This is a genomic window from Paenibacillus sp. alder61, assembly GCF_020179875.1.
In the GTDB taxonomy this organism is placed as follows: Bacteria; Bacillota; Bacilli; order Paenibacillales; family Paenibacillaceae; genus Fontibacillus; species Fontibacillus faecis.
Window position 1 is genome coordinate 41,302 of sequence record NZ_JAIUDG010000025.1, and the last position, 11,925, is coordinate 53,226.

Consider the following 11,925-nt stretch of genomic DNA (forward strand, 5'->3'; position numbering starts at 1 on the left):
ATTACTTTTTCGGAATCACCAGCACAAAGCGTGTAGCGTCCTGATCTCCGTCCAGCGAGATGGAACCTCCGTGCTTTTCCGCGATTTGTCTTGCGATGGCCAGACCCAGGCCCGTGCCGCCGTCGCTGGTTCTGGCCGCGTTTCCGCGAACAAAGGTGTTGAACACCTTGTCCCTCAACGGCCCGGGAATGCCTATGCCGTCGTCGGCGACCTCGATATGGACAGTCTCGCCGTGATCTTCCAGTCCGATGAGGACACGGGTTCCCGGCGGATTGTATTTCAGCGCATTCCCCAGCAGGTTGGATACGGCCCGGTACAGCAGCGTGGTGTTGAACTCCGCAATGACTTCGCCGGAGGGAATTTCCGTGTCAAACACAAATCCTTTTTCTTCAAACGCATCGTAAAAGGTGACGGCGATTTCCCGGAGAAATTCGGCGGTGTCGGTCGGCTCCTTCGCTACCGGATAGTCGGGAGCTTCCAGCTTCGATAACTCGAACACGTCTTCAATCAGCTTGGCAACCAAGTACGTCTTGTCACAGATCAGCTTGATCGTGCGTTGCTTCTTCTCCTCATCTGCAATGATGCCGAGCTGAAGCGCTTTGGCATACCCTTGGATCGTCGTAATCGGCGTCCGCAAATCATGGGATATGTCGACGAGCATCTGCCGTCGGCTCTCCTCCAGCAGACGTTTTTCTTTCTCCGCCTTCTCGAGCTTTTCCGCCATCGCATTAAAGCTTTCCTGGATCTGCGCCAACTCGTATTCAGCTTCGAAACGCAGCCGCTCATGATAATGCCCGCCCGCTATGCTGCGGATCCCCGCGACGATGTCGCCGAGCGGGTTCGTCAGCTTGACAGCAGTCAGGCGGCTGTAAAGAAAAACGTTGATCCCAAACAGCACCAGGAACAGCAATCCCGTCTCCGCGAGCGTCTTCCAGAACAGAGCCAGCGTTTCCGCGCTCGTCCCGCTACCGGATTCCGCCAACCGGTCCGTCCTTTCCACAAAATAAATCAGCAGGGATGCGACGCTTGCCCCGACCGTTAGCGAAAAGAAAATATAATTCCGGACAAGGGTACGGAATATCGTCGGTTTACTTCGCATGTAGCTCCTCCTTTTTGGCGAAACGATAGCCGAGCCCCCGCACCGTTTTCAAATAAACCGGTTCGCGCGGAGAATCCTCAATTTTATCCCGTAAGCGGCTGATCTGCACCATAATGGCATTATCGTCGGCGATGTACTCATCGGCCCACGCTCGTTCAAAGATTTGCTTTTTCGTATAAATGCGGCCCGGGCTTGCCATAAACAACTTCAGGAGGCGGTATTCGAGCGCACTGAGCGCGATGGGCTTTCCGCGTTTGTAGAGCATACAGGAATCGTGATGCAGCGACAGATCACCGACCCGCGTTTCCGTTACTTCTTCGGGGGTCACCGGGATTTCGTTAAACTCATAGGTTCGGCGCAGCTGAGCGCGGATACGCGCCACCACCTCCAAGGGATTAAACGGTTTGGCGATAAAATCGTCGGCCCCAAGTCCCAGCCCGGCGATCTTGTCGAAATCCTCGTTCTTCGCCGACAGGATGATGACCGGCAGCTTCGATCGTTCGCGAAGCCACTGCAGCAACTGAAAGCCGTCGAGCCGCGGCATCATGATATCGATAACGGCCAGGTCCACATCGGTCCGGGAGAATAACTCTGTGGCCGCCTGACCGTCATGCGCCTCCAGAATCTCGTACTCCTGTTCCAAAAACAATCGGAGCAACCCGGCGATATCCTCGTCATCATCGACCAACAGAATCGTTTTACGCATTTTTGACCCTCCGTCCTTCCCTGGAATCTTCTATAGCTGTTGTAGTTCGGTCTCATTTTACCGATTTCCTTCGTCTCCCGCCGTGTTGTAAGGATAATGTAAGAAATGGGAAAGTGGGGGGAAAGCGAAGGGTTTTATAATTTAACCTGTGGATATATAAAGCGTTTAACCATGAAACAGGGAGAAGGGATTATCAGATGGAACAAAAATTACGGGATGCTGAGGTAGAGGTGCGTCGGCGGGCGGTGAAAAAGTTAAAAGCCGCGCCGCTTTCTCCGGGGTGGAAGGGAGCCTCCCTCTTGTTAGGGGCAGTCGCAGTTATCGCATACTTCACCCAGGGATATCTTCTGCTGGGTTCGCGAGGCCCCGGCGATTTTTTGCTGGGGACGCTGCTGTTTCTTATTGCGGTCGTGCTCGCGACCGGCGTACTGGCCGCGGTCTTTCACTTGGCAAAGCGGATGCCTTCGCGCTATTTCTGGCTGGCCTCCGTTTCATTCGTCCTCATATTCCTGACGTTCATCGGCCCGGTGCCATTGATGGTACTCGTGGCGCTCACGATTACTATCGCTAGTTCCGCGGTGGGGGCGCTTGTTTTTCGGTGGAGGGCGGGGGCGTACCGGGAAGCGGGACTCGCGGTCAAAACGGGTGTCGCAGGGTTGGGGGCTGCGCTGCTGATTTTTGTCGGCATCGGCGGGTATTGGCTTCTGGATGACGGGAGAGAGAGCGGGGATGCGGCCAAGCCGTACCGATTGTCGGTTGTAAAGCCGGCGGACCGCTACCCTGTTACGATGGAAAACCCGGCCGAACAGGGGGCGTACCCTGTACTTACGCTTACCTACGGCAGTAAGAATAGCTACCGCGAGGAGTTCAACCGGCCCGATTCGCTAGTAACCGAACAGGTAGACGGCTCGGCTTTCGTGGACAAATGGTCGTCCACCCGGACAAAGACGTTCGGCTTCGGGCCCGAGCGGATGCCCCTGAACGGTACGATATGGTATCCGCGGGGGGAAGGGCCTTTTCCGCTCGTGATCGCCGTCCACGGTAATCACACGGCGACCGAATATTCGGATCCCGGCTACGCTTATCTGGGCGAATTGCTGGCGAGCCGCGGCTATATTTTCGTTTCCGTCGACGAAAATTTTTTGAATACCTCGCTGTTTGACGATTGGTTCGCGTTCAGCACGCCGGAGAAGGAGAATCCGGCCAGAGCCTTGCTGCTGCTGGAGCATCTGAAGGTGTGGGACAAGTGGACCAAGACGAAGGGAAATCCGTTTTACGGCAAGGCGGATATGAGCCGAATCGCCCTGATCGGTCACTCCCGGGGAGGCGAAGCGGTCGCCCTCGCTGCGGCGTTGAACAAACTTCCGGCATATCCGGAAGACGGAAATATGAAATTCAACTATCGTTTCGGCATCCGGTCCGTTATTTCAATCGCCGGTACGGATGGACAGTACAAACCGGCCGGACATCCGACACGTCTGCATGATACGAACTATCTGGCACTGCAGGGAGCCCACGACATGGATGTCTCCTCATTTGACGGAGCGAGTCAGTACAGCCGGACCGGTTTTACGGGCAGCGGCGACTACTTCAAGGCATCGGTTTATATATACGGGGCCAATCACGGGCAATTCAACACCGTTTGGGGAAGAAAGGACGCTCCGGGACTCGGCAACAAACTGTACAATACGGCCCAGCTAATGCCGCAAGAAGAACAGCTTCAGGCCGGAAAAACGCTGATCTCCGCATTCCTCGAAGCGACATTGAACGGTAAAAGCGAGTACCGGGCTGTATTCCAGGATCTCGGCTATGCCCTGAATTGGCTGCCGGACACGATGTATATCGCCAACTATCTGGACGCCGATACGACGATCATTGCCGGTTTCGGCGAAGATTTCGATCTCGGTTCCACGACGTTTCCCGGCGGGCAAGCGATCGGAGCTTATCTGAAAACATGGAGAGAAGAAAAAGTGAAAATGAAGTTTGCCCCCGACCTGTATAATAGCGCCTTGCGTCTTGAGTGGGATAGCGCAGAGGTATCCGGCGTCCCGACCTATACGATCGTGCTGCCGGAGCACGGGCCGGCGGCGGATGGCGACAGCGCCTTTGTTTTTTCCATGGCTGACGCGGACGATGGTAAAAAGGACTCCGATTCCGCAGGATTAACCGATCTGAGCGTTCAGATTGAAGACGGGTACGGGAACGTTGCATCCGTCCCGTTAAGCAGCGGCGGAACCCTGCTGCCGATGTTTGAGAGCAACATCGTTAAACGGCCGTTTGCGAAAGCTGTGCCGACCAAAGAACCGGTTTTTCAAAATTTTTCAATAGGGATGGCGGATTTGAGGGCGGCCAATCCGAATTTTCAACCGGAACGTCTGAACAAAATCTCCTTCGTTTTCGATCAATCGTCCCGGGGGACCGTGTTGATTCGCGATATCGGCATCCGCAATCCTTAGCGGGTAACGGAGAAACGGTTACGGGAACTCACGGGATCGGATAAGGGGGGGCCGACTAAGCCGTACTGTACCGGTCACTGACATGTTCAGGGAGCCCGGCATGCCCTTGTGTTTGGCAATGCGGACAATATTATTGTTCGGTCCGATATTCCGTCACAATCCTATTGGAGTAACGGTAAATCGAACACCTCGCGGCGAACGTAACCGTGAGCTACTACCTTACTCCGCGAGGCGTTACAGTTTGAACATGTCTCAAGAGTGTGGACTAGAACTGCGTCCGAATGTTCAGTTCATTTTCAAGGTATGCCCTTGATGTCCCTTGGGGGGCGCGATGCGTCCAGCCGGGTTGACGAGGATTGGTTGGTTTGCGGAACCCGTCACTCGAAGGCGGCTCCGCTGCTGTTTTGACCGAGTTGCCGTTACAGAACCTTAACTCGCTCGGTCAGTTGCTGAATGTGATCGAGGAGCGTGATTAAGACGGTGTTTTCCGTGTCGCCCTGGCACAGGGGAGGTTGATAAGCGTCTTTTACACCACTGGCGTTGCATTAACCCGAAGGGTCTAATGGCTGTAGTCGCCTCCCTTTGAAGCCGGGCGAGAGGATAACGGTCATTTTCGGCGTTATTTTGTCGAATTTGTCTCTTCGGTGAGAAATAGCGGTCATTTGGGGCCCTATTTTATGGAAAAGCGGACCAAAACCTGATTTTTGGACCTGCATCAGTGAAATAAGGTCCTTTTTGGCCGCTATTTTTCCCGAAAACGCAAATTGGGTCAAAATAACGGCCCAAAACGCCGCTATCATAACAGGCGGCAAGAAAGATTGCGGATCGGCAGCACCATGTTAGGTTTAATGCAACGCCAGTAGCTTAAACCCTGATTTGGGGGGCTGCAAAGGTAAATAAGCTCCTTTTTGACCTTTATTTTGCCCGTGGAGCCAAATCAGGCCGAAATAGCGGTCCAAATGACCGTTATGTTGGCCGGCGGTCAGAGAAGCCGCGATTGCCGGACCCAGTTTGCCAAACGATCGGAAAGCTCACGAGCATGAATTTTACTCAATTCCCTGCCGTCGATTTCTTCCAAATGGGCTTACTGCCCATCCCCGCTAACCGCAGAAGTTCTTGCTCCGACGAACCCCCACCAAGGGGTCTCATCCCCTTGGGACGAAAAAAACCAGCCGATATGGGCTGGTTTTTTTCGTCCCAGGAGGGGTACTCGCGCTCCGGCGCGAGACTCCGCTCGCCCATCCCCGCTAAACCGCGTGGCGTCTCGCTCCGACGAACCCCAATGGGGGTTCTCATCCCCTTAGGACGAAAAAAACCAGTCCATGTCATGGACTGGTTTCCTATACGTCCCAGGAGGGATTCGAACCCCCGACCGACGGCTTAGAAGGCCGTTGCTCTATCCAGCTGAGCTACTGGGACATGGTAATATAAAAAACAGAAGCAAAAAAGATTATATCATGGCGACTTAGTTTGCGCAATAGGGTGATTTGAAATTGCCGAAAGGGAGGGTGATTTTTGCCTTCTTTCATCTCTATGCTATAATCTCAATAAATTAGACCGGATGAAAGGAGGTGCCCATATCAGCAACACGAACAACAAGAAGGACAACGTGGTCTTGTTTCCCAAAACCCTGGATTTTTATCAGATTGAACTGACTAGAATGCTGGAGACCGAGCGATACGGCGAGGCGGCGGAGCTATTGCGTTTTTTGTTGCAGTGCCAGGGCCAGGACGACAGGCAATACGCGGAATGGAGCAACCTGCTGAATTGGCTCACGGACGCGTTTCCCATGCTGCAGAACGAAGCGATGGATCATACGGGGCTACCGGAGGATGAGGAGGAGGGCGAGGATATTATTGCCCGACGGCATGTCGAGGCCAAGTTGGCCGAGGATCACGAATATGCCGACAAGCTGCTGCGGGCCGTTACCGAAAAGCCGATGTCGGAGCAGACGTTTCTTGCTCTGGAACAGCTGGCTTACCTGGACCGGCCGGAAGTGGACGAGGCGCTGATCGACTGGCTGACCCGGAATGAACTGCATCCGCTGCTTCAATACCGGGTAATGCAGATCTTAAAACGCCGCGGTACTCACGGGGTCGTTTCGTTTTTTCGCTTTGGGGAGAAGGTGGAGATCGAAATCGAAGCCGTCCCGATCAAACCGGAGGAATTTCCATCCCCGGTTCAGCAGGTTCTGGAACGCGTCGGCGATCAGACCCAGGTTCATGATCCGACGCTGTTTTATTTTGCCCAGGAGCTTTGGACGCAGTTTATTATGGCGATCTACGGGACGATGGATTACAGGTCGCTATTAAGCGATGAGGACAGCATGATCGATATTTGGGCCGCCGCCCTCCATCAAATGGTCGCGGACAGTTTGCCCGGCGGAATTCATGAAGAGGAAATTCGAAGTTTGTACGGCATCACCGATAGTTTGCGGCTGCGTTTCGAGCAAGCCTGCCGATCCATGCGACAGTTCGCAAACGCGGGACAAAAATAAGAAGTTATTTTGAAAAGTTATGTATACAAGGCAGTGCCTAAATACCGGTAAACCTGGGAACGTGAGGGGAAACTACTAACGGCTCTTGTAAAAAGCTGTATTGTTGTTTATAATATAGTGGTTATTCTCGAACGTGGACTAAGACAGCTATACTGGAACCAAGATAGCTGCTTTATCGCGCGATTCGGTTTCAGTATTCAGTATAAGTGAAATTTGGAGGGGAAAGCATAAAATGAAAGCAACTTGGGAAAAAATAGAGAAGAACCTCGGCGTTCTCGAGGTCGAAGTGGAAGCGGAACGCGTTGCCGCTGCACTGGATAAAGCTTTTCAAAAAGTAGTCAAAAAAATAAACGTACCTGGATTCCGTAAAGGTAAAGTGCCTCGGTCGATTTTTGAGGCCCGTTTCGGTGTGGAAAGCTTGTACCAAGACGCCATCGATATTTTGCTTCCTGAAGTTTATACTGAAGCGGTTGATCAAACGGAGATTTTCCCGGTAGACCGCCCGGAAGTGGACGTTGAGCAATTTGCTAAGGGACAACCTTTCAAGTTTAAAGCTAAAGTAACCGTGAAGCCTGAAGTGAAGCTTGGCGAATATAAAGGTATCGAAGTTCCTGCTGCGAACATCGAAGTTAGCGAAGAAGAGTTGAATGAAGAGCTTACCCGCATGCAAGAACGCCATGCCGAGCTCGTCGTGATCGACGAAGAAGCCGCACAAAACGGTGATACCGTTGTCATCGACTTTGACGGCTCCGTGGACGGCGTTCCGTTCGAAGGCGGCAAAGCCGAGCGCTATTCCCTTGAACTGGGCAGCAATACCTTCATCCCTGGCTTCGAAGATCAGGTTGTGGGGCTGGCTACAGGCGACTTTAAGGACGTAACCGTTACCTTCCCTGAAACTTACCATGCCGAAGAATTGGCGGGTAAAGAAGCGGTATTTAAAGTGAAAGTTCACGAAATCAAACGCAAACAGCTTCCTGAATTGGACGACGAGTTTGCCAAAGACGTAAGTGAATTCGATACTTTGGACGAGTATAAAGCGGATCTGAAGAAACAATTGGAATCCCGCAAGGAAAAAGAAGGCTCCGCCGAGCGCGAAAGAATTCTCGTTGATCAAGTCGGCGAGAATGCTGAAGTGGAAATCCCGCAAGCTATGATCGACAGCGAAGTTGAGAACATGGTACGCGATTTCGACAACCGTCTTCGCGCGCAAGGCATGAACTTGGACATGTTCCTCGGTTTCTCCGGCCAAACGGTTGAAGATCTGAGAGAACAAATGAAGAACGATGCCGAGAAGCGCGTTCGCAACAACCTGGTTCTTGAGCAAATCGCTAAAGCCGAGAAGATCGAAGCGACGGAAGAGGAAATCAATAAGGAACTTCAGGATATGGCCGACGCTTACAAACGCACGCCTGAAGAAATCCGCAACATCCTTGCTGCGAACGGTTCGCTGGGCGGCTTGAAAGAAGAAGTTCTTCTTCGCAAGACGATCGAGTTCCTGACCGAGAACGCGAAGGAAGTTCCTGCCGAGCAATTTGCGAAAAAAACGGAGAAATCCGAGGAAGCCGAAAAGCCGGCTAAGAAGTCAACGAAGAAAGCGGCCAAGGCGGATGATTCCGCGGCGGAAGAACAAAACGAAGAATAATAAGTCCTTGCCCGCAAGGAACTACATGATCATACACCACAAGGCAAATGCTAAGGCACGTATAACTTAATGCGTGCCTTAATTTTTCATCTTTTAGCCAGACAATTATTTCCACCCGGGGAATAGGAAATCCCTTTCGGTTATATATTGTAAATTCAAGCACATAAACTGTATTGGGTGAAAAATGACATGCGCCTTTGAACGTGATAAAATAGTCTGGGGCGAAGGAAATTTGATAAAGAAAAGAGGTTGGTCACATGAGTCTGGTACCTATGGTCGTGGAACAAACAAACCGGGGAGAACGGTCTTACGATATTTACTCTAGACTGCTCAAGGATCGCATTATTTTCTTAAGCAACGCGATTGACGATGACGTAGCCAATCTCGTGATAGCCCAACTGTTGTTCTTGGCAGCCGAGGATCCCGATAAAGACATCCATCTGTACATCAACTCTCCGGGTGGTTCTGTCACTGCGGGGATGGGTATATATGATACGATGCAGTACATTAAACCCGATGTGTCAACGATCTGCGTGGGCATGGCGGCCAGCATGGGCTCGCTTTTGCTGACGGCAGGCGCTCCGGGCAAGCGCTTTGCGCTTCCGAACAGCGAAGTGATGATTCATCAACCGCTCGGAGGAGTTCAAGGGCAAGCGGCGGATATCAAAATCCATGCCGAATGGATTATCAAGACACGGGAGAAGCTGAACCAAATCTATGTGGATCGGACGGGTCAACCCCTTGAGAAAATCCAGCGCGACACGGACCGTGATTTCTTTATGAGCGCGGAAGAGGCTAAGGCCTATGGGATCATCGACCAGGTCATCAACAAGCCCATTAAACCATAAAGGGGTGTTTACATGTTTAAATTCAACGATGAAAAAGGCCAACTAAAATGCTCGTTCTGCGGCAAATCGCAGGAACAGGTCCGCAAGCTGGTTGCCGGACCGGGCGTTTATATATGTGACGAATGTATTGAATTGTGCACGGAGATTGTGGAGGAAGAGCTCGGACATGAGGAAGAGCTCGATCTGAAGGAAATTCCGAAACCGATGGAAATCCGCGATATTTTGGATCAGTACGTTATCGGTCAAGAGCAGGCGAAGAAGTCGCTCTCCGTGGCGGTTTACAACCATTACAAGCGGGTGAATTCGCAGAGCAAGAACGATGATGTCGAGCTGCAGAAGAGTAATATCCTTCTCTTGGGGCCGACCGGTTCGGGCAAAACGCTCCTCGCGCAAACCATGGCGAAAATCCTTAACGTTCCGTTTGCGATTGCCGATGCCACTTCGCTTACGGAAGCCGGGTACGTGGGCGAGGATGTGGAGAACATTCTGCTTAAACTGATCCAGGCGGCGGATTATGATGTGGAGAAGGCGGAACGCGGCATTATTTATATCGACGAAATCGATAAAGTGGCGCGCAAATCCGAGAACCCGTCCATTACGCGCGACGTTTCCGGGGAAGGCGTACAGCAGGCGCTCTTGAAAATTCTTGAGGGCACCGTTGCTTCTGTACCGCCGCAAGGCGGCCGTAAACATCCGCATCAGGAGTTCATTCAAATCGATACGACGAACATTTTGTTCATTTGCGGCGGTGCCTTTGACGGTCTCGAGCAAATGATCAAACGCCGGATCGGCAAGAAGGTCATTGGCTTTAACACGGCCAACGACGGGCAAAAGGATCTGAAACCGGGCGAATATCTTTCGATGGTCTTGCCGGAGGATCTCTTGAAATTCGGTTTGATTCCGGAATTCGTAGGACGTTTGCCGGTTATTTCGACCTTAGAGCCGCTGGATGAGAAGACATTGGTCCGCATTCTGGCCGAGCCGAAGAATGCGCTCGTGAAGCAATACCAGAAACTGCTTGAGCTTGACAATGTCAACCTTCAGTTTGAACCGAAGGCGCTGGAAGCCATTGCGCGCGAAGCGATCAAGCGGAATACGGGAGCTCGCGGACTCCGCGCGATCATCGAAGGCATTATGCTGGACGTGATGTATGAAGTGCCGTCCCGCGACGACATTACCGACTGCGTCATCACCGAGAAAGTCGTACTCGAGAAAACTTCGCCGGAACTGGAAGGCAGCAAGAACAAGAAACAGGAAGAGAGCGCATAAGGCGTTAGCCGAAATCGCGCCCGTTATAGATAAGTAGTTCGACAACTGCAGGAATGGCCCTTTGGGGCCTTCTTTGCCTTTAACGGACTTTTTTCGAAAGCTGTGATCGAATTCAAAGCACAGTGAGATTTGCTTTATGAGGGGAGGCCAGAATATGTTCTTAAGACAAGATACGCGACCGGTGAAGGTGGGTAATCTGACGATCGGCGGAAGTAATGAAGTCATTATTCAGAGTATGTGTACGACCAAAACGGCGGACGTCGCCGCGACGGTTGCCGAAATCCACCGTTTGGAGGAAGCCGGCTGCCAACTGGTTCGCGTGACGGTGAATAACGAAGAAGCGGCCGCGGCCATCAAGGAAATCAAGAAACAGATTCACATCCCGCTTGTGGCCGATATCCATTTTAATTACAAGCTGGCCTTGCTGGCGATCGAGAACGGGATTGACAAGGTACGGATCAATCCCGGGAACATCGGCCGGCGAGAGAAGGTCGAAGCCGTCGTTAAGGCCTGCAAGGAGAAGGGGATTCCGATTCGGATCGGCGTAAACGCAGGCTCTCTGGAGAACCATCTTCTGGAGAAGTACGGGTACCCGACGCCGGAAGCGATGGTGGAAAGCGCCCTGTTCCATATCGGAATTCTCGAAGAGCTGGACTTTCACGATATCATCGTCTCGCTGAAGGCATCGGACGTGCCGATGGCGATCGCGGCTTATACCAAGGCGGCGGAAGTCATTCCTTATCCGCTCCATCTGGGCATTACCGAAGCTGGCACGCTCTTCTCCGGTACCGTGAAGAGTGCGGCTGGGATCGGGGCGCTGCTCTCGATGGGGATCGGCTCGACCGTGCGGATTTCGCTTAGCGCCGACCCGGTGGAAGAGGTCAAGGTGGCGCGTGAATTGCTGAAAACATTCGGCTTGATCACCAACGCGGCCACGCTCGTATCCTGCCCGACCTGCGGTCGGCTGGACATCGATCTGTTCTCGATCGCAAATGAGGTGGAAGACTACATTGCGAACCTGAAAGTACCGATCAAAGTCTCGGTACTGGGGTGTGCGGTGAATGGTCCCGGCGAAGCCAGGGAGGCGGATATCGGCATCGCCGGCGCGCGTGGGGAAGGATTGTTGTTCCGTTACGGAGAAATGATCCGCAAAGTACCTGAAGCCGATCTGCTGTCCGAGCTGAAAAAAGAGATAGACCACATCGTGGAGGTTTACGAGGCGACCGGTGAAATTCCGGGGCGCAAGGAACATCGATCGCTTAGCGCGAAATAAGTCTGGATTTCATGAAGCCGCGGGCTGTCATACCGACAGCCCGCGGCTTTTTTTTCGAAAAAGACACGATTCTTCCGTGATGGTCGTTTTATGATGGAGCGAAAGGGCTATACTACCAAGTATCAGTTAAAGTGG

General features: G+C 52.5%; 8 protein-coding genes and 1 tRNA gene. 6 read left to right on the plus strand and 3 right to left on the minus strand.

Annotated features, from left to right (window positions below):
• Position 1 precedes the first annotated feature (1 nt).
• Both LBW89_RS22680 and LBW89_RS22685 read right to left on the minus strand, forming a co-directional pair.
• The gene (locus tag LBW89_RS22680; protein ID WP_225040474.1) at positions 2-1,099 is read right to left on the minus strand and encodes a sensor histidine kinase; all 1,098 of its coding nucleotides are present in this window, start codon (positions 1,097-1,099) and stop codon (positions 2-4) included.
• Positions 1,089-1,805, minus strand: coding sequence for a response regulator transcription factor (locus LBW89_RS22685; RefSeq protein ID WP_225040476.1), 717 nt, complete (start codon positions 1,803-1,805; stop codon positions 1,089-1,091). Before LBW89_RS22685 ends, LBW89_RS22680 begins: the two co-directional genes overlap by 11 nt.
• Before the next feature lie 197 nt (positions 1,806-2,002).
• Between LBW89_RS22685 and LBW89_RS22690 the strand changes: the two genes are divergently transcribed.
• Positions 2,003-4,261: an MFS transporter gene (locus LBW89_RS22690; RefSeq protein WP_225040477.1), complete on the plus strand. Its 2,259-nt coding sequence runs from the start codon at positions 2,003-2,005 to the stop codon at positions 4,259-4,261.
• 1,345 nt (positions 4,262-5,606) lie between these two features.
• Here LBW89_RS22690 and LBW89_RS22695 read toward each other — a convergent pair.
• Positions 5,607-5,680, minus strand: a tRNA-Arg gene (locus LBW89_RS22695).
• Between the two features lie 142 nt (positions 5,681-5,822).
• Here LBW89_RS22695 and LBW89_RS22700 point away from each other — a divergent pair.
• From LBW89_RS22700 to ispG, 5 genes are all read left to right on the plus strand, one after another.
• On the plus strand, positions 5,823-6,758 hold the full coding sequence (locus LBW89_RS22700) for a hypothetical protein (protein WP_148457248.1): 936 nt from the start codon (positions 5,823-5,825) through the stop codon (positions 6,756-6,758).
• A 232-nt stretch (positions 6,759-6,990) separates the two neighbouring features.
• Complete coding sequence (tig, locus tag LBW89_RS22705; RefSeq protein WP_148457250.1) at positions 6,991-8,400, plus strand: trigger factor; 1,410 nt, start codon at positions 6,991-6,993, stop codon at positions 8,398-8,400.
• 257 nt (positions 8,401-8,657) lie between these two features.
• Entirely contained in the window at positions 8,658-9,248 is a 591-nt protein-coding gene (gene clpP, locus LBW89_RS22710) for an ATP-dependent Clp endopeptidase proteolytic subunit ClpP (RefSeq protein WP_148457252.1), read from the plus strand.
• Positions 9,249-9,260: 12 nt separating this feature from the next.
• A complete protein-coding gene (gene clpX / locus LBW89_RS22715) occupies positions 9,261-10,517 on the plus strand; it encodes an ATP-dependent protease ATP-binding subunit ClpX (RefSeq protein ID WP_148457254.1) in 1,257 nt (418 codons plus the stop codon).
• Between the two features lie 154 nt (positions 10,518-10,671).
• On the plus strand, positions 10,672-11,790 hold the full coding sequence (gene ispG, locus LBW89_RS22720; protein WP_148457256.1) for a flavodoxin-dependent (E)-4-hydroxy-3-methylbut-2-enyl-diphosphate synthase: 1,119 nt from the start codon (positions 10,672-10,674) through the stop codon (positions 11,788-11,790).
• Positions 11,791-11,925: the final 135 nt, after the last annotated feature.